The following is a 26,244-nucleotide window of genomic DNA, read 5'->3' on the forward strand; positions in this document are numbered from 1 at the left end:
GCGACGCTTAGCTTGTTAATATGTCATCAATTGATATGCTGCAATTGGTTCACTGATGAAAGAAGTACGCCGTTGGCGGCGATTTATATGCAATCCACGAGTAAAAGGGCAATTGCTTTGGGCTCATAAGTTTTTGCCGTGCGTGAATATTGTCATCACAGATATTTCTGAGAAGGGCATTGGTTTTGTTTCTGAATGGAAGCTAGATGAAGGCCAGTGTGAGCTAAGAGTCAATTCTATGCCCAATTTCTTCGTTGTGATTAAACACAAAGGCGAGAAGAGGATAAAAGGGCGCAAGATGTATCGCTACGGGATTGCACTGCGAAGAAAACTCCACTCTGTTCAAATGGCACAGTTCCGCGATGCGAAAAAAGTGGCGTAGCGTGAGAGACTACCGATAAACCTTGCCACCAATACGTACAGACTCAGGAATTGTTTTCACGTTAGTTCCTCTCAGATAGAGGTCGCCTCCTACACGCAGATCTGGCGGAAGGCTAGCAATACGCGTGTTCGATAAATACAGATTCCCTTGTACATTAAGCCGCCTTGGTAGTGCTGTGATCGGCGTATTAACCAAACTTAAATCTCCCTTTACCTTCAATCCAGCAGGCAGAGCCGCAACTTTTGAACCAGTGAAATTCATGTAGCCACCAACATCCACTTTCGGTACGCGAGTGAGTGACGAGTGTGAAGCGTTTAGATAGCCTGAAACGGTGAGTTCTGCAGGCAATTGAGTAATGTTACTGCCTTGAATATCGAGGAAGCCTTTTACATCGAGTGGCTCTGGGAGTTGCGTCATATTAGAATTTTTGAGGCGTAGGTTGCCGTAACCATCGATGTAGCCATGCAGTTTTATAGCATCGACAAATTCAAGGTTCTTTTTGTTTGCAAAAGCTTCATTTGATGTGAACGTAATAACGAACGCAAAAACGAAATAGCTGACCACTTTCAATTCAGTAACACCTTAAAACCCAACGCGAACTCTTTGTATTGTATACCTGAATCACCATCACTTCAGATTAACGTGCCTATTTTGATAGAAAGTGATGATAGTAAATATAAGCGCACACAAGGTTGTTTAAGTATTGCTGCTTACATACGGGCGACCCCCTTTATTTTTCAGTGGCTAACGCCTTGTCTAATGCTTCAAGTAAACGCTGACCGGGTTGTCCACTGTTCTGAATAAATTGCTGTCGAATAGGCGTAGATATCGTTTTAAACAAGGCTTGTTCCTTTTTCGTCAGCCTTATTAACGCCATACTTGGCTTTGACTTCTTGATGGCCGCTAATTGGGTGTTGTTAAGCGCAATCTGCTGCTCAAAAATATAGGGTGTGAGCTCTTCAATAGTCTCGTTGAGAATAAGTTTGTGTGGTGCAGGTAAAGCTAAATACCACGCCTGATTTGCCAGCACGGAGGTCGTGAATTTCTGCTGTCCAGCCCATATCAGATACTCCGTTACTTCATAGAATTTCATCTCTTCAATCGAAAAAATCGGGTTGGTTTGACCATTTACGATATGGGCTTGCAGCGAGCCATACACCTGTGAATAAGGCATTGGGATAGCTGTCGCACCTAATAACTCAAATGTTTTTATCACTAATGATGAGTTCATGACTCGCATCTTAAACTGGGCGAAGTCGCTTGGTTTTCGTATAAGTTTGTTGGTCGACCAAACCATGTCGCCTTCAAGGTAGAGTGTCATCAAGCGCAGATCTTGATCGATAAGGGCATTACCGAGTATTTCGTATATGGCAGGGTTGTTGGCGAGCACGGCTTGATTGTGGTCATCGTTGTTGGAAAACAGATAGGGGATGGTGAACACCTGTGCTTCGGGGATCTGTGCGCCTAGAATACCCACTGAAGCATGAGTCAATTGAAGCGTGCCATTGGCCGTCAGGTTTGTTAAATCTTCTGATTCACCCAACATGCCGTAGGAATATATTTCTACGACGATCTCTCCTTGAGATTTGTCTTCTATTTTGCGCTTGAATGCTTGTGCGTAGATATCCTGAACCGACCCCTCAATTTCTTCGAGACCAAAGCGCCATACTTCAGCTGCGTTTTCATTGGCCGACGCTGAGCAAATGGACAGGGTTATCCAAACGACCGACAGGGATATTCCTTTGAGGAACTTGTTGCATTTCATCATGATTGCATTTCCTTTACTTACGGTTTTATCGGCCAGTAAACCTTCCTTGTTTAGGTATAAGTGATAACCCAAAACGCACGTTGTCATCAGTGCAGTCAATGAGACATTAAGAGAATTAAACCGTATTGATGTCTGAATTTTGAATGATATAACTGAATTGATTGCGCCACAGCTTTGAAATGATGTAGCAAATGTGAACAAAAAACACGTACAAGACTTGGAGGGAAGCATGAAATTTAACCATGATGGGTTTGGGATATTTCACGGAAAGAAAAAAGTGGAAATCCTCTGTATCTTATTATCGAATAAGGAAATTCATTATGCGCAAAACAATGGTTTACTCAGCTGTCGCTTTGAGTATCACGGCAGCAATGCCTGCGTGGGCAGTAGATTGTAACGTTCTACCTACGTGGGATACGAAAGACGTATACAACGGCGGCACACAAGTCACTCATCAAGGAAATGCCTTTAAAGCTAAGTGGTGGACATCTGGAAAGAATCCAGCTGAGAACTCAGGCCCATGGGAAGAATGGGAAGCTTTAGGTCAATGTTCCACCACGGGTAACGCTATCCCTGTTGTTTCAGTCACCTCCCCACTCAATAATGCCCAATTTACAGACGGTGATACCATCTCTCTCTCAGCAACCGCATCAGACACTGATGGCTCGGTGAGTGACGTGGAATTCTTTGCGAATGGTTCAAGTGTTGGTGTGGCAAATGTCGCACCATATACCTTGGAGTGGCTCGCCACAGAAGGGCAGTACACGATCAAAGCGGTGGTAACAGACAACGAAGGCGCAAGCAGTGAGCAGAGCGTGCAGGTCAGCGTTGTTCCTGCTGATTTTGGTTTCCCGCCAACGGCACAATTGACTAACCCTATCAGCACGTCACAACTCAAAGTGGGTGACAACGTATTGCTGCAAGCGACCGCATCAGACGCTGATGGTCCGATCGCGAGTGTAGATTTTTATGTGGATAACCAATTGGTTGGTAAAGACGATACTGATCCCTACGAATTGAGCTGGTTAGCGACAGAAGGCAGTCACACCTTTAATGCCAAAGCGATTGATCAAGATGGTCTCTCTGCTTGGGCGGGTGAAGTCACTGTTAATGTTGCTGGTGAAGCAGTGGGCGGTGGTTGTGCTGGCGTTCCAACATACAAAGCTGGTACCTCTTATGCCGCTGGCGCGATTGTCCAAAACGGTAATTATAAATATCAATGTGATGTGTCAGGCTGGTGCTCTTCGAGTTCTGCTTGGGCATATGAACCGAAAAATGGTCAATATTGGACAGACGCTTGGACCGAGTTAGGTATCTGCGCCATTGTTCCCACCGTCACATTCACTGCGCCATCAGATAATGCCACGCTGCTTGCCGGTGAATCGCTGATGGTATCGGTCGATGCAACGGATGCAGATGGAAGTGTAGACGGTGTTGAGTTCTTTGCTGCGGGACAAAGCATTGGTGTTGATACAACAGCACCTTACAGCGTGAATTGGTTAGCGCAAGGTTTGGGAGAACTGAGCCTAAGTGCGGTGGCCACCGATAACGAAGGAAACACGGGAACCGCAGGTGTCCTAGTTAACGTGAGTGATCAGCCATTAGTGGCGAGCTTGACGTCTCCTGCTGCGGGCAGTTCATTTGGTTTAGGTAAAGTCGTGTCACTCTCGGCAGAAGCGAGTGCGCTTAGTGGTAGCGTTACTAAAGTCGATTTCCTTGTTGATGGTTCGGTCGTCGCAACGGATTCCAGTGCGCCATACAGCGCAAACTGGACGCCTGGCGGTGTGGGCAGCTTCACTGTGTCAGCTTTGGCAACGGACAGCAGCGGCTTAACAGCTTCAACGCAGGGTGTGACAGTGAAGGTGTTCGAACAATCAGCGGTAAAACATAAGTTGATTGGCTACTGGCATAACTTCGTGAATGGTGCGGGTTGTCCGTTGAAGCTTAGCGAAATGTCGGAAGCATGGGATATTATAGATATCGCATTTGCGGAAAACGATCGCAATAGTAACGGTACTGTGCATTTCAATCTTTACAACGGCGATATTCGTAGCAGTTGTGCACCGCTAGATCCGCAAGTGTTTAAGCAAGAAATGGCAGCGTTGCAGGCGAAAGGAAAAGTGTTTGTTCTGTCTTTGGGCGGAGCGGAAGGCACCATTACACTTAACACTGATGCCGACGAAGCGGCGTTTGTTTCTAGCCTAACCGACATCATTAAAGAGTGGGGATTTGATGGGCTGGATATTGACCTAGAAAGCGGTTCTAACCTGGTTCATGGCTCTGAAATTCAGGCGAGATTGCCACGTGCATTGAAACAAATCGAAGCTAACATGGGCGGAGATATGTACCTGACAATGGCACCTGAACACCCATATGTTCAAGGTGGTATGGTAGCGTATACAGGTATTTGGGGCGCTTACATTCCGTTGATTGATGCATTGCGAGATACGCTTGATCTGCTTCATGTTCAGCTTTATAACAATGGTGGTTTGCCTAACCCGTATCTAACAGGTGCAGCACCGGAAGGCTCTGTAGACATGATGGTTGCCCAGTCTAAGATGTTGGTCGAAGGATTTGAATTGGCAAATGGTACGCAGTTTATGCCGCTTCGAGATGATCAAGTTGCTATTGGTCTACCGTCAGGACCAAGCTCTGCCAATTCAGGCCAAGCGCCAACACGTAACATCGTTGATGCACTAGATTGTTTAACCAAAGGTACAAGTTGTGGCACCGTTGTTCCTGCGTTTAACTATCCAAACTTTGGTGGCGTGATGACGTGGTCGATTAATTGGGATCAACATGACGGCTATAACTTTTCTGGCCCTGTTGGTGACAAGCTTAAGGCGATGAATGCAGGCCAGTAATGCTAGGATGACGTAAACAGCCTGAATCCTGCATCTTCAGGTTGTTTGGGCATATCAAGCTTAAACGCTTAACGTGATAATAGAAATCGGTAGCCTTTGGTTGCCGATTTTTGTTTTTCAAGATTCAGTTTTGTCTCGTAACCATGACTTTAGAGGAGTCTGATCCTTCATATACTTTTTGTTTGGGCCACCAAATAAGCTAGAAATGATGAATCACGACGTTGGCAACAAGACGCTAAGAGGGCTCTCTTACCTTTTTTCTCAACTCCCAAAATCCGAAAAGTGGTTGCATATGCTGACCATGACATGGGTGATCTATCAAATAGCCACGTCATTTGGTATGCATGTCCATGGCGACACAACACACACTCAGATCACTCTTGTCGATGAATTGCACATGTATGGCGGACTCGGTTTGATGTTCGTAAGCCTGATATTTTTCATTGTTGTTATCAATCGACGCCATTTGTCGGACCTCTACCCTTGGGCATATGGGAGGTTTGCGGCGATTCAGCAAGATATTCGAGCTTTGGTTAAATGGCATCTGCCAGAGCCTCAACATGGTGGGTTGGCCGCAACCGTCGAAGGTCTCGGTTTGCTCGCGTTGTTCTTGGCTATTTTTACGGGATCGTGGTGGTTTGTCTTGTTTGCTAAAGGTAGTACGTTGGCACCAGATTTTTTGTCGATTCATAAAGCAGCTGTTGGCGCAATTGAAGCGTATATCTACGGACATGGCCTTTTTGCTCTGCTGCATTTAGCCACCTGGTGGCGCCGTTAAGATCTACTCAGTATTTCCTTACCCTGCCTTTTTCTATTTTCCTTTCGAGGTGAGAGCGCGTTGTGCTTCAGCCAATCATTAGTCCTATCTAGCCAAGCAATCGAACTTAATCTAAAAACAATATGCAAATAAGTGTCTATAATTTTTTCAAGAGAATGTTAAATGAATATGATATTCACCCTGTAAATATTAGAGGCGCGCTCGATGAAAACATGGAAAGAACAGGAAGTTGCTGAGTTTGCTGTCGCAGTTATATCGAAAAGATCTATTGCTAGTGTTGGAGCGGAGTATGAAAAATCAGGCAAAGGTAATGATTGGCAACACTGTGTCAGGCTAACTCTTGAAGGCTTTAGCGCTGCACGGGTTTTGAACCTTGACCATATTTGGCAGGACATGATTGAGAACAGAAAGACCGAATTTTCTGGCGAAGTATTGGCGAGTGAAATGATTGAAAGCAGTGGTGAGTCCGTTCAGTTGAAAACCCCATATGAAGTTGAAATTCGTGTGAGTTACTAACACCAATTCTTCGGTCTCCATTCTCGCACCTTAGCGGCATCTTTATAGATGATTGCGTGGTTGAGGTGCATGATTTTATTGATGAAGTACATGACGTTTTGGCTAGTAAGCGATTCTCGCTATATTGCTACAGCGCTCAGACCTCACAATCGCTCCCTGTCGTCGACGCCGCTTCCTTCGTAGATCCTTCTAAGATAGATTGCCGTAAACTTGGCCCATTTGAACCGCACTCTCCTCTAAGAGAATTGCAGTGAATTCCTTTCTGTTCGTCAAGAGTTTTAAAAGCACGTTTAAAACAGAATGACATAGATCTCAGTTAACATGTACGAGAGTTCATTTGTCGCGTTGTTGTGGTTTTTGGCTCGTGACTAGAGCGTTGGACTGAACTCGGCGACTTGCGCTCAAAGGGCTGCCTCTACATATCAATCCCAACTATATTGAGCGGACACTGATATCCCCTAGTAACCTGAAAAAGGTCGATTTGATAGGCTCTCTGGGCTGATTTATTGATGTTATTCTCGATGTCATCCTGTTTTGAAAAGATCACGATAACGAACAAGGTATGCATTGCTCTTAACTTCAACAAAGGATGCTAAATCCTATCACTTCGGTTACTTGGGTATATATGACCAAGCTTGATTTGGTGAACGGACGCTCTTTAATTTATTTTTTGGGAATATAGATGCTCAGATTAACGTTGTTGGGAACAGCAGCCGCAGGAGGCGTTCCGTTGTACGGATGCGAATGTATCGCATGCAATAGGGCGAGGGAGCAGGCTGCGTTTGAAAGAAAACCGTGTTCGGCCATGCTTGAATGGGGTCGAGGTGGTGTAAAGGAGCGCCTGTTGATTGATGCTGGAATGATGGATTTGCATTCCCGTTTTGCCGCCGGAACCTACCATGGTTTCCTGCTTACCCATTTTCATGTTGATCATGTCCAAGGCTTGTTTCACTTACGGTGGGGTAACACGTCGCCTATTCCCGTCTGGTGTCCGGATGATCCGCAAGGTTGTGCTGATCTGCTGAAGCATTCGGGATGTTTGGACTTTAAACCGCTATTACAGCACGGCGAGTCATTTCATATTAATCGACTAACGATCACGCCGCTCGCGATGAAGCATTCCCGCCCTACCATGGGGTTCGTATTTGAATATGGGGTTATGAGCGTAGCGTATTTGACCGACAGCAATGGTTTGCCAGCACAAACATTAGATTGGCTAATGGAGCGACCTCCTCTAGATGCCATAGTGATGGACTGCTCTTTTCCTCCAGACAGTGATAACGAAAATCACAGTAATTTGGAAACGGCACGTCAATTGAATGAAAAGCTGCATCCAAAAGAATTTATTATCACCCATCTTAACCATGATCTTGACCGGTGGCTGATGGAGAACGGCGTACCTGGCTGGGTTACCATTGGACGTGATGGTTTAGAGATTTAGCGAAAGCAGGTAAACGAACGGAAGGTTACCATCGAAGGTGACGAAAAAGCGTGAGTTATAGCGCCTCACCTGAGGCGCTATCGTTAGAGCTTAGTTTTCGTTTTTAACAGGCTACTGAACGGTAGAATAATCGCTCACAGCGTTTTCCATCGATTAACCGGACCATACGAGAAATCACGGCAACGAGCACTAGCGCAAATACCAATCTTCCCCAGAAAATGGTGTTGAAATCTGCACCAATAACAAGCATTAACAATGTGTCTTCGATGAGGCTATGCAATAGCCCAAGTAGTGTGATTGAAGTGAAAATATCACGTGGTGGAATGTGTCCTTTTTTTGCCTCATTGATCAATAGACCTCCGCCGTAAGAAAGACCAAGCGTGATACCAATTAGTGTCAGATTTGTGGCTTCGCGACTAATACCAAGCAAACGCAAAAAGGGGCTAAGTGCCTTGGCAATCAAGCGTTCAATACCCAGTACTTTGAGCAGGTTGAGTACGAAAATCAGCGCAAAGATAATGACGAACACAATCGCAAGATTTTGCACTTGATTGATCGCCCAATTGGTTAATGATACGTCGCCAGAATTAGATGGTTGCCAGATCATCTGAGCAGGATCTTGTAGCGACCCTGTTGCTTGGTATATGAGTTTTAATATCCACGCAAAAAGCAGCGCACCGCCGACGCGACTCAAAATTGTCCACCAGATTGAGACGCCAGATTTTTTCGCCAGTCCCACTTCGATTGGCATTGAATGGGCGAGTAGAATCATGCTGCTCAGAATGGATGCTTGAGCCACCGTCATTGGTACATCGAAGTTAATGAGTACCACCAACGCTGAGTAAATATTGATGAACATTGCCGTGGCCCATACCAATCCCATTTCACTTGGTAATCCAACAAATTGCATGAGAGGTGCAATAACGTTTGAAAACCAAATAACACCACCAAATTCTTCAAAAACCTTAACCACGATGATGGTAGGGATCATTATTTTATAAAGTGTTGTGGCAACTTTGACGCTGTCTTTACATGTCCGAGCGAGAAATCCCGTTACGCCGTTCATACTGTCCTTGTCATTGCTTGAGAGGTGAGAGCAGATTGCTTTGGTATAGAGCCAATGCTTCATCCTAACTCACTTTATTTGTTGTGTATTTCCCATGATTGCGTTGATCGAAAAAAGGCAGAATGCTGTATTGAATTTCTCACACATACAAAAAGAAATAATCATGAAATTGAATACAGCAGACATCATCGCAATGGACGATCGCTACCGTGCCAAATTCATCAATAGCCTTTCTGGTTTCAAAAGCGCAAACCTAATTGGCACAACCGACGGCAAAGGTAATCACAATCTCGCCATTGTTAGTTCAGTTTTTCACATCGGCGCAAATCCACCGTTGGTGGGAATGATCAGTCGCCCGCATACGGTGACGCGTGACACCTTGGAAAATATTCAAGCAACAGGTGTGTACACCATTAATCAAGTTTCTGCAGATATGTGGAAGCAGGCGCATCAGACGTCTGCGCGATATCCCGCAGAGGTGTCTGAGTTCGTTGAAGCAGGGCTGACACCAGAATGCATAAATGGAGTGGCAGCACCCTATGTTGCAGAGAGTCGCGTAAAGTTTGCATTGGAAGTGCGTGAGGTGCAGAACTTGGAAATCAACGACACGGAGTTGATCATTGGCGAGGTCGTTCAGGTGCTGGTGGATGAAAAGGCCATCACCGCCGATGGTTATATTGATATTGAAGCACTTAAGACGGTTGCGATTTCAGGTCTGGACAGCTATCACGATACGCACCGTTTAGCTCGGTTAAGTTATGCAAAACCGAACACAAACGTTGAAGAGATTGAGTGAGTCAATAAGATGGGTTTCTCGATGCATGTGTATTTAGATAGCGCCGCCTTCGGGTACCACAATGGGTAAATCCATGCAGCCATAGTCCAATCCAAACTGGCTCAATATACAAGTGAGCTGCCCGCGATGGTGGGTTTGGTGATTGAATAGGTGCTGACAATATTCCCCAACCAGCTTGGTAAGGCGTTGTCCTTCAGTATTAGTGTAATGAAACGGCTCAGAGGTGACGTCGTCAGTTAGTTGTTCAACCATTTCACAGATAATGGTATCCAATAGATGTCGGAGCGGAATGAAGCTAGCAAGCGTTGATGCAAATGTGTCGTCGACTTTGCGCGAAACAGGAAATTGTTCGAGTGATGTATCGTCGAGTCCACCGACTTTATTGGCTGCAAGTCGCTGAAGCATGATGAGATCACCAAACATGATGTGATTCCAGTGATCAAGCACACTTGGGAAGAACGAGAGTGTGTTTTGGTTCAGCTGTTCTTCGCTAAGTTGTCCACATATGTCGAGAAGGCTACTGTTAATACGCTGATTGTATCGCGCCATCATTCTCAGGTTGGCCTGTAGTTCCATACTTATTCCCTGTTCATTCGTTTCCATTTTCCGCCAACGCTAACGTACTCTGTAGCAAATTTCGCCGACAAATTTTAGTTCGTGTCATTTTGCTGATGATAGCGTGACGCGTTACCCATTCTAGCCACGCAAGATCTGCAATTCTTGAATATGGATAGAGATAACGGCCAAAAGAGAGACCTGCGGCTCATTAAACAGCAGCTAAGCTCTCTTAAGATATAAGGTCGACTACTCTGACCAGAGTATCTTTGATTGATAAATCGAACGTTCGTGCTATTAATGAATATACTCAAGCATTTTCAAGTAGCTTGGGTATTGCCGCAAAACAGAAGTCAGTGATGAGCAAGAAAAAACAGACAAGAGAACAGATACTGTCAATCGCATTTGAAATGGCGAGTCGAGAAGGGCTTGAGAGCTTGACCATTGGAGAGCTTGCAAAGCGTGTTGGCATGTCAAAAAGTGGATTGTTTGCCCATTTTAATGCGAGGAGCAATCTTCAAGCCGCAGTGGTGGCATATGCGGGCGAACGATTTGCTGAACGTGTGATTGTACCGTGCCGTGATGCGTCACATTGTTCCATCGAAGCTAAAATCCGACATATGTTGGACAACTGGCTGACTTGGAATGGCTCTTTTCAAGGCAGTTGTATGTTTCTGGATGCATGGCGTGAAAGTCATTCTGGAGACGATCCGATGCAGCAGGTTCTTGAGGTGACAATTAAAAAGTGGCTGAACTATCTCCATATTCAATTCGAAAGAGGCATTGAATTAGGAGAGTTTAAGCGTGACCTTGATTGCTGGCAAACCGTCTATGAATTGTATGGACTGTATTTGAGTAGCCATTTATTCAGAACATTGGGGCTTGAAGCTGATGGTGGTCAAAAGTTCTGGACCGGCATTGATGAGCTGTTTACGAGAGTGCGGGCAAAAAAGCAATAACTCTGCTTGTGACGACGCAATTTGTAGAAACACTGCTGATTGTTGATGCAATCAGAGCATCAATTGTAATCATTATTTTGCCTTTAAAAAGCACGACCGTACTATTTTATAGGCCACTTTAACGTGTTGAGCCGTGTGTTTTTAGAGTTTGGTTTAAAAAGGATAACAACATGAGTAGCAAAATATACTTTGGGAAAAACAAACGATTCAGTTTTCGACGGAGTGCGTTGAGTGTTGGCTCTCGACTTCATCATCGTATCGCGCCAAACCATGCGCTTAAAACGGCGCGTCGTATTTTCCTGACACCGGCCAAAGGGAAAGAGAACAACCCTACGCCGAGTGGCATGGTTATTGAGGCATTGGGTACGGCTGAAGGGAAAATGATGACCTATAAGCTCGGTTGCGGACCAACTTGGGTGTTAACTCATGGCTGGTCAGGATCGGCAAATCAATTCTTCCCTCTGATGGAGTATATCGCAGAGGCAGGTTATACCGCATTGGCTTATGACCACCCAGGACATGGAAGAAGCGAAGGTAAAGAGGGAAGCATTCCCGCATTTCTGAGTGCTCTGGATGGTATATTGAATCAACAAGAACAAGTCGAAGGCGTGATTGCTCACTCGATGGGTGGGGCTACGCTGCTCGAAAGTGAACATCAAGCGTTGAAAGGGAAACCCATTATTCTGGTGGCGCCAGTACTAAAATACTGGGAAAACTTGTTTGGTACGGTAGAAGCCTCTGGGTATTCGATGAAACTGTTTCATGCTGTTGTGGCAGATGTTGGCAAACGATATAACACCACGATTGAGAGTATTGACCCGTTCGAAAAGCTAGGGCAACGTCAGTCACCCGTTACGATCGTTCATGATAGAGGGGACAGATTTGCGCCGTTTTCTGTGTCAGAACAGGCAACAGAATTTACTCACGTTTCTTTGGTAGCGACGGAAGGGCTAGGGCATGGACGAGTGCTAAAAAGTGATCCGTTGAAACAAGCGTTTGCGCAAATTATTGGACAATCATAATTCCCTTTTGTTGCGGGCGAATGTGTTATGATTTGGCTTGATTTCCACTCATCCGCAAAGGTCATCCGTTGAAAAAAATTGCTGTGTTCGTTGATGTGCAAAACGTGTACTACACAACTCGACAAGCCTATGGTCGTCAGTTTAACTATCGCTTATTGTGGAAGAACCTTGCGCATATGGGTGAGGTCGTGTCAGCAACGGCTTATGCGATTCGCCGAGATGATGATCAGCAAATTAAATTCCAAGATGCACTCCGTCACATCGGGTTTGATGTGAAATTAAAACCCTTTATCCAGCGCAGTGATGGCAGTAGTAAAGGTGACTGGGATGTGGGTATTGCCATTGATGTAATTGAAACAGCACCGAACGTTGATATGGTGGTGCTCCTGTCGGGTGATGGAGATTTTGCCTTGCTCATGGATCGTGTTCGAGAAGGTTACGGTAAAGAAGCCGTGGTATTTGGTGTACCTACGTTGACGGCGAATTCTCTAGTCAATAGCGTTGATCGTTTCATCCCAATCGAAGATGACATGCTGTTGTAATTTTACCTTGAGCACCTTGAGCACCTTGAGCACCTTGAGCACCTTGAGCGCCTCACAATAGTAACCAAAATAATGATGGTTATCCTACACTGCGTTTTTGGGTTACTAATTGACGCTTGAGTAGCAGAAAGTCAGGCTCAGTCTCAACGCCAGATTGAAGCGTAAACTCCAGCCGATAAAGCAGTGCCAAACTGCGAACATTATCAGGATGGGTAATCGCAACAATCTGGGTAACCCCGAGAGCGTTTTGCGCTAATGCTATCACCGCTTTTGCGGATTCAGAGGCGTAGCCTTTCCCCTCGTATTCTGGGAAAAATCCAAATCCTAAGTCGATGTCGTCCAACGTATCTCTTTTGATCAACCCGCATATACCGACAGGTAGTTTGCTCTGTTTTTCTTCAACGGCAAACAATCCCATGTAGGCTTGTGCATACATGGGGATGAGCGTGGCACGAAGATAAACGGCGGCATCTATATCACTTCGGATGTTCTTGTCACCGACAAAGCGCAAAAATCCATCGGTGTTATACAAGCGATGAATAAACGTCGTGTCATTTTCGTTGAGACGCCTAAGGTTTAACCGTGGCGTCTCTAATCGAGTATCTTGCATTGCTCTTCCTTGATGAAAAAGCGCCCATCAAAGTAGGCGCTTATGACAAGTATAGATGCCTGAGAGTAACGTGATTAATCAGTCTAATGATACAAGGTAGGAACTACTCGATTGGTCAAGATTGATGACCAAGGTTTGCTCGGATTCACTACTGCTCATTGGCACCCACCTAGCGTATAACTGCTCCCAATTACCATTGACTTCGATATCCACGCCTGTGGTCAAATCTGGGTAAATGGTTGTGATTCGCGACAACGGGTCAACATCGACATCGCCGTTTGCGTGGATGTAATCCGCTTGCGAGAAAATGTGGAGCGCCCCAGATGTGGTGCCGCTGTAGTTGACGTTTAATTGAATGGTTTGGCCAATACAGAATTTAAACGCACGTGCTGCCACAATGTCATCAGTATTGGTTAGCGCTGTGGCTTCCTGAGATGGAGACGACGATGTCACGTCGCTTCCACCTGTATTGCCTGTTTCTGCTGTACCGCCAGCGGATCCGCCTGATGCGTCACCACCTCCGCCTCCACCACATGCAGTTAAAATCAGCGGCAGGGCAGTCAAACTCAATTTCTTCAATATCTTGTTCATTGTATTAATCCTCGTCTGCCAGTGGGGCGATGACTTTGTTGGACGTTGCTGCCTCATACCATGCAGTGTTGGTTTCGCCGCTGCTTGTTACCCAGTCCGCAAAAGTGGTGAAGGCATGGCTGATGTCGGTGTTTTCCAATGGATGGCTCCATTCATCTCGAATATTGATTGACCAAGGCATGTTATTTTCTGTCAGAAAGGATTCTGAACCGCCGGAGTTGTCATCATGTATATTGAAGAATGCATTGTTTATATCACTGGTACCGTCGAACTGTTTTAGGTGTAGCTGCCAACTAATTCCTGGTGGGAAAGCGGCAAAGTCTCCATGGTAAATACCAGTTGAAGCGAAAATGAAAGGGTCATAAGGCGGGTAGCCAACAACTGCACGAGCGACAGGAGTGATTAGCTCAACATTGAGTTGGTAATCAAGCCGACTTAGTTGTGAGTCGACACAGGCTGTTTGAGTTCGATAGAACGGGCAACTTTCAGTGAGAACACCAAGTGGTTCTAAGTCATCACGAAGGTTTTCCGAAACGATAAGCACGGTTTCACCAACGTTTGATTGCTGGATGGTGTGGGTTACGGCAACACCATTGCGCGTTAACGATACCGAAGCGACATTACTGGGATCAACATTTGGCAGGTGTACAGCAAAACCGTTTGAGTAACCCGCACCCATTGCTTGTAATGTGTAGTCTGCTGAGATGCTTTTTAGTTCGCGCTGACCATTCATCTCTTCTGTGATTCGATACCGCCATACGACATCATTGAAATCGTAGTCACCTTTCAATGGCCAGTTGTCTTCGAAGGCTAATGTCGCATATCCATCTGAACTCGGGTAAACAGAGGTCACGGTAACATCGGGATTGTTCTGCTGCGTGAGTACCTCATATTTGGAATCGGTTGAGCCATCGGGGTTTACACCATCAATCGCCTGAAAAGGTGTGATTTCTACAGTAAATATTAAGTCATTGAAATCGTTGTCACCTTTAGGGCGCTTGATGTCTTCAAAAGCAAGAACCAAAAAGTCATTTTCTGTATCAATAAATGCGACGTTATGCCTGCGATACTCTGCAGTGGCCTCTGGATTCAAGTCAGGGAAGCTGTAGAAAGGAGTGCCAAATTTACCCAGCGAAGGAATGCTATTGTAACCTGAACTCCATCCCCAGCCGTTTGAAATAATGAAGAAGCCAAGTGTTTGACCTGCGGTGAGTTCAACGTCGAGATCGATGGTATCACCTTCCACAAGTTCGCCTTGATTCGGCTTGGATGCGTTTGGAAAGATAATCATGTGTGTCGGCACGTCATCTATTGAGGCGGGAGGGTTATCAGTGTCGTAGACAAAATAGCCCAACACGTTTCGATAACCAGCACCTTCGTTTAAGAAGGTAACACGTGCTGATGCGTGAGGTGCACCTGCTAGCTCATCGTCGATATCAATACTTGAATATTTTCCTGTAGCGATATAGTCGCTGTTAACTGTGCTGCCTTCGGGAAGCATTGAATATACGTTATCGAGAGTGTCCTGCGGGAGTTGGCCTGAAATTGAGTAAACGTCGTTGGGTTTGCCCAGTGCTGAATAGTTAGAAGCGTCCGAGCCTGATTCAAACTCCAAGTCCTGTGCAGTTAACGCATAAGTATAAGTGCTGACAATATAGATACTCGCGATGAGCATTTTCTTCCACGACATACAAAGCCTCCAATGATGGTTCCAAACATCACAAGCATAATTAGTGCCTACTTTTTATTGTTTAAAAAACAGAAGGTTAAATTAACTTTGTGTATTTTTGGCTGAGAGGCGGGGGACACTTTGTTACTTTGAGAATAAGGTTGATTGTCGTAATGCGAAATGGATCAAAGGAAAAAACGCCCCAGAGAGGGGCGTCTGAATCAGCTATTTACCAGCGACATTCAATCGCGCAAAGCGAATCAAAGGCGCAAAAAAACAGCCGTCGTAGTTTGGAATGACTGTGTTTCCAACTGCCTCAACTTCTTTGATCATAGTGTAGAAGTTACCTGCCACCGTGATACCACGAACGGGCTTCAAGCGTTTCCCGTCTCTGCACAAGAAACCGCTCGCACCAAATGAGAACTCACCACTAATGGCATCAGCACCAGAGTGAACACCTTGCAGTTCTACGAGCTCAAGATATTCGCCCGCTGTCACTTCCGCTTCACTGCTTGCTCCAGCAGAGATCACATCGTGGCGGGATGACACGCTTAGTGTTCCCTTCGCAGATCGACCAGCATTGGCGGTATGCGCTGCGCCAAAGTGCGCGGCTGTAGCTGAGTTGTGTAGCAACCCAACGAGCTTACCTTCTTCGATGAGCGGTGTGTCAGAAGTTGCAAAACCTTCGCCGTCAAATGCTTTGATGGAAAAACCACCTGGCATGTACGCCATATCTTTGAAGGTCAGTAGCGGACTCATTACCTGCTCACCAATCTTGTCACGCCAAGGGTTTGTGCCACGTTTAGCGGATTCACCAGAGAAGCAACTGCCAAATGCGCCCAATACATCATTCAAACAGTCTTGTTCGAAGATGACAGAATACTGTCCGGTTGCAATGGGCTCACCTTCCAGCAAGGCTTCTGCCATCTCATAAGCATCGTTGATGATTTTGTCAGGCGTTAACCCGTCAAACGTTCTGGCGATTGAGGCCGCGACATGCATGGCTTGCTTGTCGTTATGGTCAATCAGTGCAGCCGTGTAGCAACTAAAGGTACGCTCTTGATGCGAGCAACGGGTACCGAGTGTATTGCCCAACAGAACAAGAGCGCTGTTTTCGCTATAGCCGTTGTACGGCGCGGATTTCGCCAGTGGCTTTTCGCGGATCTGACGTTCAAGCGACAAGGCCAGTTCAATTTTCTGCTCTGGCGTTGCGTTGTCTTGTTGGTAGATTTCCGGCTGCTCGGTTCTTAGAGTTAAACCTTCAGCGCGGATTTTCTGAAACGCATCTTTCTTGGTGTAGCTTGCGTTCGTTAGCGCTTGGTTCACCATTTGAGCAAGGCTTTCTGGCTCTAAAGATTCAGAATAGCTAATGGCGACGTGCTCATCTTTAATCACACGTACACCAATCACTTGGCTCGCCGTCACCTTATATTCCGACAATTCACCTTGGTCAGATTTCAAGCTAAAGCTTTCGCTGCTTGATGCGATAACATCTGCCGTTGCACCTTGTTTGGTGGCCAGTTCCAATACTTGCTCAAGGGCATTTTCTAGGTTGTTCAATTCACTCATTAGCTGCCACCTCCCACAAGAATGTTATCGACCTTAAGCGCTGCTTGACCCACGGTTGTTGGGACAGAACCGCTTACCGAGCCACACATACCCGCAGCCAACGCAAAGTCTTTGCCGACCATACTGATTTCTTTCAGTACTTTAGGGCCTGTGCTGATCAGCGTTGCCGATTTCAGCGGTGTGGTCACTTTGCCATTTTCAATCAAATAGGCTTCTTGAACCGCGAAGTTGAATTCGCCAGTACCTGGCTGTACAGAACCGCCGCCCATTTTCTTCGCGTAAATACCGCGTTCAATGCCGGCAATCATGTCATCAAACTCAGCGTCACCTGCTTCGATGTAGGTGTTGCGCATGCGTGAGGTTGGTGCATATTTGTAAGATTCACGACGACCTGATCCCGTGCGTTCATAGCCCGTTTTCAAACCGCCCATATGGTCAACCATAAAGCCAGTCAACTTACCGTCTTTGATGAGCTGCGTATGCTGGGTTTCCATGCCTTCATCATCAATATTGATGGAGCCCCACTCGTTGGTTAGGAGGCCATTATCGACAGCGTTCACAACAGGGTTGGCGATCATCTCACCCATCTTGTCGTGGAAGACTGAGGCTTTTTTCGCTACAGATGTGGTTTCAAGCAAGTGACCACACGCTTCGTGGAAGATAACGCCACCGAAGCCATTACCGATAACAACCGGCATTTCACCCGATGGGCAGGCACTTGCACCCAACTTAATCAGTGCTTGTTTAGCCGCCATTTCGCCGAGCGCTTCAGGATCGACGCTGGAGTTAAACTCCCAGCCAGATAACATGCCTGGTGCTTCATACCCTGTTGATTGCTCAGAACCTAGGGTTGCAACCACAGACGAGGCAATACGCGTGTAGTGACGGGTATCCTGAATGTGTAAGCCGGTGGAGTTGAAAATTTCAATGTGCTGTTCGCGTTGTGCGATACGGCCAATTACCTGAGAAATTTTGTCGCTTTCTGCTCGCGCTTTTGCATCGACACGTTTTAAAAAGGCAATCTTCTCTTCAACGCGGTTATCGACGGAAAACGGCATGGTCGCTGGGTGACGATCTGTATTCATGATCAGATTCAATGCACCCGCATTGGCGATTTGGTCGCGTTTATCTTTTGCGCAGAGCAGGGTAGTGACGCGTTTTAGTTTTTCTTCATCCTGACTGTTGGTGTAGCCATAAAGCACTTTATGACCAAAAAACAGGCGGATACCAATCCCAAAATCAATACCAGAGTTCACTTTGTCGACGTCGCCGGACAGCACTTCCACGCTGCCTGAATGGTGACGCTCTACAAAGAGCTCCGCAAAATCTGCACCAAGGAACAGCGCATGATCAATCACCGCTTTGGCAGTGTTCGGATTTAACATTACTTCCTCCTTTATACAGAGTTGGCTCTTTTCTAGCCTTTACACTTTTAGAATATCAGCTAGATAAGCAGGCACCAATCTTATTTACCATTTAGTGCAATAGGAATAACTCATTAAAGGTCTGTTTGGTTATTTACTGTTCAGTGATCACGTATTCATCGAAGAGTTTTCATATCTATCATTTTTATTTGATGCGTATATTTTTTGCGATATGAACCTTTGCGTTTTTTCTTTTTCTCAAAATCAAAGTCACTTTGAGAAATGCCTGCTTTATATCACATTTAATAATCGGCTTATCCACCTTATTTAGACACGAAACCACTTAAGTTGCTGATATTTAATGCCATAAAAATATATTTAATAGGTGGCAGGCTTCTTGCTTTTGAGACAGTAACGAGAGGCTAAATGAGGAGGGATTATCGAATGTCATCGATAACTTCAGTACCACTGTTAATGTGCGGGATTGTTGCTTTATCAGGCTGTCAATTAATTCAACAAGCGCAACAGCAAAAAATTTACGATCCAACTGAAATTGATGAATACCAATTACCCGTACTGTTAGAAGGTATTGAGACTGTAAAGAGTTTCCGACAGTCTCGAAATGGTGAAACGTGGTTTTGGACTCAACTCGAAAATAATACCTATCTACCTGGTGAAAATTATGTTGTTCAAATTATCAGCAGGTCACCTCTTAAACAACCGCCAAACATGTTCTCTTTCACTGTTCCAAACAGTGATGGGCAACTCGCGTACAACGACATTGGGCCCTACCAGCAATGGACGGAGACGAGGGAAGGCGGTGAACGCTGCGTCATTGCTCGTCAAAGCACGCGAAACGATAACTTCTGGCTTTCAGTATTTACTCATTATTGCACTGCGAATGAGTACCAAGATCTTGCTTGGGTTAATCAGTTAAAACCCTCACTTCTATTAGAAGGATTCTAAGATGACGTCTAACTTACCGAAGCAAATTTTTAAATTGCTCATGGTATTTTGCGCGCTGTATTGCCTGTTTATGTTGGCGACGCTAAATATTTCAACTGACACCCACATCTGGCTTGCGGGTAGCGCTTTTCTATTGATTTTGTTGTTGTCGCGTAATTTTTCAACGCGTGCAACAACCTTTATTCTCATCATCGGTGCGTTTATTTCATTTCGCTATATCTATTGGCGATTTCACGAAACGTTACCCTGGGAAAGTAGCCTCGATTTACCGTTCGCATTATTGCTCTTTGCTGCTGAGTGTTACGGCATCCTGATTTATGTGATGGGCATGTTTGTCACCGTTAAACCCTATGAACGTAAACGAGTGCCTATTGATGCAGAGGCGCCACTGCCTACCGTGGATGTTTACATTCCTACATACAATGAGCCCATTGATGTGGTTGAGCCTACGATACTTGCTGCTTCGCGTCTTGAGTATCCGGGACAGTTTCGCGTGTTCGTACTCGATGATGGCGGTACAGATCAAAAGCTGAGCGATGAAGATGTTGATGCAGCTGCAGCAGCCAAACGTCGTGCGGACACATTAATCGCTTTTTGTGAGGAAGTAGGGGCAACCTACATTACTCGAGAACGTAATGAACATGCGAAAGCGGGAAACATCAATCATGCCCTGAAAAAAACAGACGGCGACTTGGTACTTATTCTGGATGCTGACCATGTACCGACACGTGATTTCTTGCTCAACACGATTGGTATGTTCCAAAAAGAACCAAAACTGGGTTTTGTTCAAACACCGCATTTCTTCGTGACGCCAGGGCCTGTTGAACGTAACTTGGGCATCGAAGATAAAGTTCCTTCCGAAAACGAGATGTTCTATAACAAAATTTTGCTTGGGATGGACTTTTGGAATGGCTGTTTTTTCTGCGGGTCTGCGGCTGTTATTCGTCGTGTTGCGCTAGAGGAAGTTGGCGGTATTTCGACCAAAACTATCACTGAAGATGCAGATACTGCATTGAATATTCACGCAAAAGGTTGGCAAAGTGCCTATTTAAACCGTGCGATGGTTGCGGGTTTGTCGCCAGACACGTTTGGCGCATATGTCACGCAGCGTTCTCGCTGGGCACAAGGGATGATCCAAATATTCTTGCTCAACAACCCATTGCTAAAACGCGGCTTAACGATGGGGCAGAGGATCTGCTACCTCAATTCGACGTTGTATTGGTTCTTCCCAATATTTCGTACCACATTCTTGTTGTCTCCATTGCTTTATCTGTTGCTGGATTTACAGATCTTCGTTGGCAACGCCACTGACTTTCTCATCTTTGTTGTTCCACACTTAGTGATAAGTGTGATGATAACGCAGCGACTGTTTGGGAAAACACGGCGTGCATTCTTCTCAGAGCTCTACGAGACAGCACTGTCCATCTATCTCTGTTTGCCGGCGTTATCTGTGTTGTTTAACCCTAAGAAGCCTAACTTCGTGGTGACACCAAAAGGAGAAACCACGCGTAAGGTGTGCTTCTCAAAACTCACGCCTTTCATGGCTTTCATTTTCGGGCTGGTGGTGCTTGCTGAAGCGTGGGGGATCTATCGTTACATCCAATTCCCAACAGAACAAAGCCAGCTCATTCTTGTGATCATCTTTAATAGTTTCAACTTGATGCTCATTGTGCTTTGTCTTGGTGCCATGTTAGAGAAGCAACAGCGCCGCAGCGAACCGCGTCTGTTGGTGAATGAAAAAGCCATGATTCAAATGGATAGTGAAAGCTATAACGCAACGCTTAATGATATTTCTATTAAAGGGGCGCGCTTAACCCTTCATGAAGGAGAAAACATCTTTCATCGTGGTGACATGGTGGATGTGACGTATTTCACCGAGAAAGGGAAAAGCAAGAAAACCAAGAAACCGATGTATCAAATGGTGCAGCTCAGTATGAGAGTAGTGGCGCTGAAACATGGTCACCAAGGCGTTCAAGTGTGCTGTTTGTTAGAGAGCAATGTTGCGTCGGACATGCAGGTGCAATACGCAAAAGCCTATGGACAAAGTAGCCGTTGGAAAGAGCGCCGTCGCTATGAAGAAAGCTTAAACCAAGACGTGTTGTCGTCTGCATTGAGTCTTTTCTCTCTCGCTTGCTCCAACTTAACACGCGTCTTCACGACATCCGTGAAAAACAAAATCGAATCGGCATCTGCTTCTGGCAAGAAGGAGTTTCAAAATGAATAAGTTCATCATCGCTTTTCTTCTTCTATTTGCGTGTGCGGTGCAAGCAGAGAAAACGGTCAAGGTTCCACTGACTTATGCCATGGATACGAAGGAAGACATTGTTCTTCGTGGGCAAAGCCAGATCATGCCCATTCCCATTTCTATTTTGGATGGGCAAGAGGTTGAAAACGTGCGTCTTTCTCTCGCGATTTACAACAACAATATTGTTGATAGTACGGTGTTGTGGCTGGCTGCGGGCAACCGTTCACTGGCAAATATCGAGGTGAAACAGCGTCATCAGTTTCAGTACATAGAAGCCACGTTTCCAGCCGGGTTGCTATCGAAAGAAAACCCGTCACTGAATTTGCGAATTCAGCATCTATCCAACGATCCAAACTTGGTGATTGATACTACTGGGCTGAATACGACCATCAATGTGAAAGCGTCTTTCTATGAACTGAATTATCAGGAAAGTGGCACTGTTAATCAGAAAACGCTCGCATCCTTTGAGGAGATGATGCGAAGTGGCCAGCACCATGATGCACCCATTCACATGATTTCGGCGATAACTGACTCTGATCTATCGTTATCTTTGGCTGCCTACTTGGTGCAGGGCTGGACATTGAAAAGTGGGTCTGAGGACTATCAGTTCGATTACCGAATGGAGTCAAAATACGGAGAGCGACGTCTTGGCCCTGTGATTGTTTATGGCACCAGCGACGCACTGCTTAACGCCGGCTGGGTAGATCAAGAAACACATAAGGCTGTTTCTGGCCCATACCTAGGTATTGGAGACAGCACGAAAGGGGATGAATGGTTACTCATCATTTCGGGGAAAAATGAGCGAGAGGTGAAACGTGCTGCCAAAGTCTTTGCCAACAACATGCGTCGTTTTCCTGAGCGAGGCTCAATGGTGGTCGTCAATGAAGATAACGTCATTGACCGTTCATTAAAAAGTGAAGCCACGTACTTGATGTCAGAGTTTACCGAGCAAACGGACTTGACCGATTCCCCTTTAGAGCTGGATTTGGTGATGCCGAGTAACATTTTGTTTAGTGACGAAGACAACGCAAAAATCAATCTATTGCTGTCGCACTCAAGGGTGGCACCCGGTGCAGGTTCGATGATTCTTCGTGTGAATGGTGAGTACGCAAACAGCCTTCCACTGCGTTCAAGCTATTGGCGAGATTCTCAACACTATCGATTAAACATCCCGATGCGCAAATTTTCACCAGGTATTAACCGTGTATCTGTCGAAATCTATGGGCCGGTAGATGTGCAAAATCAAGATCGTCGATTCGCTGTCTACATGTCAGAAAAGTCGAACTTAAGGCTGAGTTCTTGGGTTAAGTTCATTCCCACGGAAGGGCATAAAGTATCGGCGCATGATTTTTTCGCCATTGCGGATGACTGCGGTAAACAAGCACAAATATCAGTCGATAAGAAGGACCCCGTTCAGCTGGCAAACCTATGGCGCCTATTGAGTTATGTTTCACACCGTACTCACAAAGCCATGCCGGGCTTGATGATCACGGGCGAGACGGAACAGCGCCGTCCTTTCCACATTTCGTTGACAGATATCGAGGCTGCGGAGCCATACATTTTGCCAGCCCAGAATGTATCACGTTGGGATGGACTTAAAACGCACTTGTTTGACTTTGTCGCTGGCAAAGGTGAGGCAGAACAAGAGAACTTTTATACCTCTGACATGATGTTTTCTGAACCGACAAGTGAGCTTGCAACCATTAAACACACCAATCAAGAAGGCTGGTACCGCATTCAATTTGCCGAAACGACCTATGAAAAGTTCGATGATTTCATGCGCAGTGAGTCAAGCTCTGCACCTGCTGGTGTGCTGAGCGAACGCGAGTTTTCAAGCAGCACATCTCAGTTTTTTAAAGCAGCTTTTATTGGCTACCCAGCAGGCCTATCTATCCTGGCGTTATTTATCATTTGGTGGATGTCAGCGTTTGTATCGCGTGCGCTGGAGGCGAGAAAATGAGCAAACCATTACTTTCAATTGCGATGTTGTTTTCGCTGAGCGCCAGTGTTGACAGTACCGCGTCGCCATCAATATGCGACAGTGATAAACGTATGTGGACGCTTTATAAGAGCAGCTTTATTGCAAAGGATGGTCGGGTAGTCGATACCGGTAACCACAACATTTCACACAGTGAGGGACAAGGCTATGGCATGTTGATGGCGGCATACTTCAATGACCGTAAAACGTTCCACGGCATCTGGTCTTGGACGAAAACCCATCTTCAACGAGACATGGACCCGCTGTTTTCATGGAAATGGCAACCGCGAAAACCACACATTCCTGACCGAAACAATGCAAGTGATGGTGACATGCTTATTGCTTGGGCGCTGCATCGCGCTGCTGTGAAATGGTCATCCAAGCAATACGCGAAAGAAGCGAGCGACATTATTCGGGCACTGCAAAGCTCTCATCTTCGTCCTGTCGGCGGGGAGGTGATCATGTTACCTGGAGCAATGGGGTTCACATTCAAAAACCGCACTGTCGTCAATCCGGGCTACTGGGTGTATCCCGCCATGGATGACTTTGTTCGATACAGTCGTAAATGGTCAACATTGGCAAACAGTGGGTTACGCATTCTAAGTCAAAACCAGTATGGCAAAAGTAAGCTGACGTCTGATTGGGTCGAGTACCAAAACGCGGGTTGGCAGCCAGCACAAGGGTTTCCTTCCCAGTTTAGCTATTCGAGCTATCGCATTCCGTTATACATGGTTTGGGGGGGGAGAAAGCATGCATTCAACCGTCAGTACACGAAGTGGCTAAAACAAAATGACACGGCGTGGGTTGATGTGAAAAGCGGGGAATCTGCTTCCTACCCGCCCCCTGATGGTGCCATCGCAATCAGTCAATTGGTTGCGCTAGCAAATGGCCAAAGGGCGTTGAAAAAGGGCATTTCAGTGATGCCAAAAGGAAAAGATTACTATTCAGACAGCTTAGTGTTGCTTTCACATATTGCGTTTAATGAGAGGGTTTGCAGATGAAAATATTGCTCATGGTTTCTGCCATTTTTTCTGTTTCAGCGATGGCAAAAGATCATCATGAAGTGATGGTTTTTGATGAACGCGTCTCGGTTGAAGTGTCGACACAAAATAGCACCGCGATTGATGAAGAGCAGTACTGGACCATGCTCGAAGATAAGGGTTGGAAAACGGCCCAAGAAGCAACGTCAGATTTAGAGGTGTCTGAGGCGCTTCAGGATGAAATCTCATATCGCGCGTCACTGGATTCACTGTCGTCGATGATAAACACGGGAAGGCATACTCAAGCCAGTTCGCTGGTTGAGGAAAACCCGGATTGGATCCACTGCGATCGTATTCAATGGATGTGGTTGGATCTGAAGAATGAAAGCAAAACTGGTTATGGGACGAATGCAAAAGCCAAGTATCAGAAAATACTCGATAACTGTGAAACACATGAACTGAGTACCACGCAGAAACTTTTGGGCTGGACAGCACCGAGCGCGGCGCAAGACATCCTTTCACGCTATGAACAGTCAACGGCGTATGACCGGCAAGTCGTGGCTCAAATTAAGCAAGATATGGCATTGGGTAAGCTCTCCAAAGCCTCGCTCTCTGAAGGTGAGCTTGCCCATGTTGGTGAACTTGTTATTGCCAAAAAAAATGCCAAGGCGGCCGAGGCAATTGGCTGGAAATACCTAAATATGGGGGATGCATTTGCCGCAAATGACTGGTTTGAGCGTTCGATAAGCTGGGCGGGGCCGAGTGCGAAGCGCATTGAGGGGCGTCTATTGACCTTACAAGAAATGGGAGAGAGAGAAGAGTTACTGATGCAGCAGGCTCAATGGGCGGACAGTTACCCTTCCATAGCGGAACTCGATTTTGGCTCAGATGAAGGAAATGCGGTGAATTGTGAGGGAGAGGTTGAGGCGTGTTTAGAGAGCTTGAATGCCATTGAATCTTTGTCTGCATCGGAATATGCATTAAAAGGATGGACGCTCTATGACTTAAACAGACCTGTGTCTGCAGCGACTGAATTTGAAAACGCATTACATCTTATGGCGCCTAATGATCCTGACTGGGATCTGACACAATATGGCTATGTATTGGCGCTAGATAAAATGGGCTTCTCAGACAAGGCCACCGTGTTGTCCGCGCAAATCAGCGACATCGATACGCGTGCAGAATTGGATAAACAAATCGCCATGAAGCGTGTATTCAAAGCGTTTGATGCCAAAGCATACGAGACGACCTTAGTGCAGATTGAAGAGTATGAAGCCGCGTATGGTAAAGACGTTCAATTGATTGAAATAAAGGCGTGGTCATTGTTCAACAGCAATCGAAAACGCGAGGCGCTGAAAGAGTATCGCAAGCTCGCGGAAGCTTTCCCCCATAATGAAGATTATCAAGAATCATTCCAGGTCATTAAATGTGGTGTGAGTTCTAAAAGTACGAAATGCCGCTCTTAATACCCTGCTCGCTAAGCAACCTCATGACGCGATTTATCACAGCGCATGGGGTTGTTTGGTTATAAGGTCTTTCGCCTAAAAACCACTGTCATCCCTTCAACAGCCTGATACACTTCT

The 26,244-nt window shown here is 45.9% G+C and carries 23 protein-coding genes; 14 read left to right on the plus strand and 9 right to left on the minus strand.

Annotated features, from left to right (window positions below; genetic code table 11):
- Positions 1-55 precede the first annotated feature (55 nt).
- Positions 56-382 carry a hypothetical protein gene (locus L4D06_RS05695; protein ID WP_429738147.1) on the plus strand — a complete coding sequence of 109 codons (327 nt, stop codon included), beginning with the start codon at positions 56-58 and terminating at the stop codon, positions 380-382.
- Between the two features lie 9 nt (positions 383-391).
- Here L4D06_RS05695 and L4D06_RS05700 read toward each other — a convergent pair whose 3' ends face one another.
- Both L4D06_RS05700 and dctP read right to left on the minus strand, forming a co-directional pair.
- Positions 392-946: a leucine-rich repeat domain-containing protein gene (locus L4D06_RS05700; protein ID WP_429738274.1), complete on the minus strand. Its 555-nt coding sequence runs from the start codon at positions 944-946 to the stop codon at positions 392-394.
- Between the two features lie 166 nt (positions 947-1,112).
- Positions 1,113-2,150 (minus strand): TRAP transporter substrate-binding protein DctP, encoded by a 1,038-nt coding sequence (gene dctP, locus L4D06_RS05705; RefSeq protein WP_429738149.1) that lies wholly within the window; start codon positions 2,148-2,150, stop codon positions 1,113-1,115.
- Between the two features lie 320 nt (positions 2,151-2,470).
- Between dctP and L4D06_RS05710 the strand changes: the two genes are divergently transcribed.
- From L4D06_RS05710 to phnP, 4 genes are all read left to right on the plus strand, one after another.
- The gene (locus tag L4D06_RS05710) at positions 2,471-5,014 is read left to right on the plus strand and encodes an Ig-like domain-containing protein (protein ID WP_429738151.1); all 2,544 of its coding nucleotides are present in this window, start codon (positions 2,471-2,473) and stop codon (positions 5,012-5,014) included.
- Positions 5,015-5,306: 292 nt separating this feature from the next.
- Positions 5,307-5,792: a hypothetical protein gene (locus L4D06_RS05715; RefSeq protein ID WP_337992908.1), complete on the plus strand. Its 486-nt coding sequence runs from the start codon at positions 5,307-5,309 to the stop codon at positions 5,790-5,792.
- A 204-nt stretch (positions 5,793-5,996) separates the two neighbouring features.
- The gene (locus L4D06_RS05720) at positions 5,997-6,308 is read left to right on the plus strand and encodes a hypothetical protein (RefSeq protein ID WP_429738153.1); all 312 of its coding nucleotides are present in this window, start codon (positions 5,997-5,999) and stop codon (positions 6,306-6,308) included.
- A 682-nt stretch (positions 6,309-6,990) separates the two neighbouring features.
- A complete protein-coding gene (phnP, locus tag L4D06_RS05725) occupies positions 6,991-7,749 on the plus strand; it encodes a phosphonate metabolism protein PhnP (RefSeq protein WP_429738154.1) in 759 nt (252 codons plus the stop codon).
- Between the two features lie 103 nt (positions 7,750-7,852).
- Here phnP and L4D06_RS05730 read toward each other — a convergent pair whose 3' ends face one another.
- Positions 7,853-8,815 (minus strand): hypothetical protein, encoded by a 963-nt coding sequence (locus L4D06_RS05730; RefSeq protein ID WP_429738275.1) that lies wholly within the window; start codon positions 8,813-8,815, stop codon positions 7,853-7,855.
- Positions 8,816-8,978: 163 nt separating this feature from the next.
- Between L4D06_RS05730 and L4D06_RS05735 the strand changes: the two genes are divergently transcribed.
- On the plus strand, positions 8,979-9,611 hold the full coding sequence (locus L4D06_RS05735) for a flavin reductase family protein (protein WP_429738156.1): 633 nt from the start codon (positions 8,979-8,981) through the stop codon (positions 9,609-9,611).
- Between the two features lie 33 nt (positions 9,612-9,644).
- On the opposite strand, the gene L4D06_RS05740 is transcribed toward L4D06_RS05735, so the two are convergent.
- Positions 9,645-10,187, minus strand: a complete 543-nt coding sequence (locus tag L4D06_RS05740; RefSeq protein ID WP_274164049.1) for a DinB family protein — start codon at positions 10,185-10,187, stop codon at positions 9,645-9,647.
- Positions 10,188-10,525: 338 nt separating this feature from the next.
- Here L4D06_RS05740 and L4D06_RS05745 point away from each other — a divergent pair, with 338 nt between their 5' ends.
- The 3 genes from L4D06_RS05745 to L4D06_RS05755 all read left to right on the plus strand — a co-directional run bounded on the left by L4D06_RS05745 (position 10,526) and on the right by L4D06_RS05755 (position 12,689).
- Positions 10,526-11,125 carry a TetR/AcrR family transcriptional regulator gene (locus L4D06_RS05745; protein ID WP_274164048.1) on the plus strand — a complete coding sequence of 200 codons (600 nt, stop codon included), beginning with the start codon at positions 10,526-10,528 and terminating at the stop codon, positions 11,123-11,125.
- A 170-nt stretch (positions 11,126-11,295) separates the two neighbouring features.
- Positions 11,296-12,147, plus strand: a complete 852-nt coding sequence (locus tag L4D06_RS05750; protein ID WP_429738158.1) for an alpha/beta hydrolase — start codon at positions 11,296-11,298, stop codon at positions 12,145-12,147.
- A gap of 68 nt (positions 12,148-12,215) precedes the next feature.
- On the plus strand, positions 12,216-12,689 hold the full coding sequence (locus tag L4D06_RS05755; protein ID WP_429738160.1) for an NYN domain-containing protein: 474 nt from the start codon (positions 12,216-12,218) through the stop codon (positions 12,687-12,689).
- Positions 12,690-12,768: 79 nt separating this feature from the next.
- On the opposite strand, the gene L4D06_RS05760 is transcribed toward L4D06_RS05755, so the two are convergent.
- The 5 genes from L4D06_RS05760 to L4D06_RS05780 all read right to left on the minus strand — a co-directional run bounded on the left by L4D06_RS05760 (position 12,769) and on the right by L4D06_RS05780 (position 18,513).
- Positions 12,769-13,299, minus strand: a complete 531-nt coding sequence (locus tag L4D06_RS05760) for a GNAT family N-acetyltransferase (protein WP_429738162.1) — start codon at positions 13,297-13,299, stop codon at positions 12,769-12,771.
- A 78-nt stretch (positions 13,300-13,377) separates the two neighbouring features.
- Positions 13,378-13,890, minus strand: a complete 513-nt coding sequence (locus L4D06_RS05765) for a hypothetical protein (protein ID WP_274164044.1) — start codon at positions 13,888-13,890, stop codon at positions 13,378-13,380.
- Positions 13,891-13,894: 4 nt separating this feature from the next.
- Entirely contained in the window at positions 13,895-15,580 is a 1,686-nt protein-coding gene (locus tag L4D06_RS05770) for an LruC domain-containing protein (protein WP_429738164.1), read from the minus strand.
- A 204-nt stretch (positions 15,581-15,784) separates the two neighbouring features.
- Positions 15,785-17,128 carry a TldD/PmbA family protein gene (locus tag L4D06_RS05775; protein WP_429738165.1) on the minus strand — a complete coding sequence of 448 codons (1,344 nt, stop codon included), beginning with the start codon at positions 17,126-17,128 and terminating at the stop codon, positions 15,785-15,787.
- Positions 17,128-18,513, minus strand: coding sequence for a TldD/PmbA family protein (locus tag L4D06_RS05780; protein WP_102319416.1), 1,386 nt, complete (start codon positions 18,511-18,513; stop codon positions 17,128-17,130). Before L4D06_RS05780 ends, L4D06_RS05775 begins: the two co-directional genes overlap by 1 nt.
- Before the next feature lie 423 nt (positions 18,514-18,936).
- Between L4D06_RS05780 and L4D06_RS05785 the strand changes: the two genes are divergently transcribed.
- The 5 genes from L4D06_RS05785 to L4D06_RS05805 are packed head-to-tail and all read left to right on the plus strand — an operon-like array spanning position 18,937 to position 26,127.
- A complete protein-coding gene (locus L4D06_RS05785; RefSeq protein ID WP_429738167.1) occupies positions 18,937-19,458 on the plus strand; it encodes a hypothetical protein in 522 nt (173 codons plus the stop codon).
- A 1-nt stretch (position 19,459) separates the two neighbouring features.
- Positions 19,460-21,682 (plus strand): UDP-forming cellulose synthase catalytic subunit, encoded by a 2,223-nt coding sequence (gene bcsA, locus L4D06_RS05790; protein ID WP_429738169.1) that lies wholly within the window; start codon positions 19,460-19,462, stop codon positions 21,680-21,682.
- Positions 21,675-23,663, plus strand: coding sequence for a cellulose biosynthesis cyclic di-GMP-binding regulatory protein BcsB (locus L4D06_RS05795; RefSeq protein WP_429738171.1), 1,989 nt, complete (start codon positions 21,675-21,677; stop codon positions 23,661-23,663). Before bcsA ends, L4D06_RS05795 begins: the two co-directional genes overlap by 8 nt.
- Entirely contained in the window at positions 23,660-24,682 is a 1,023-nt protein-coding gene (locus L4D06_RS05800; protein WP_429738172.1) for a family 8 glycosyl hydrolase, read from the plus strand. The genes L4D06_RS05795 and L4D06_RS05800 overlap by 4 nt, the downstream gene beginning before the upstream one ends.
- Positions 24,679-26,127: a hypothetical protein gene (locus tag L4D06_RS05805; protein WP_429738174.1), complete on the plus strand. Its 1,449-nt coding sequence runs from the start codon at positions 24,679-24,681 to the stop codon at positions 26,125-26,127. The genes L4D06_RS05800 and L4D06_RS05805 overlap by 4 nt, the downstream gene beginning before the upstream one ends.
- Positions 26,128-26,244: the final 117 nt, after the last annotated feature.

It is taken from the genome of Enterovibrio makurazakiensis, assembly GCF_050336585.1.
Classification (GTDB): Bacteria; Pseudomonadota; Gammaproteobacteria; order Enterobacterales; family Vibrionaceae; genus Enterovibrio; species Enterovibrio gelatinilyticus.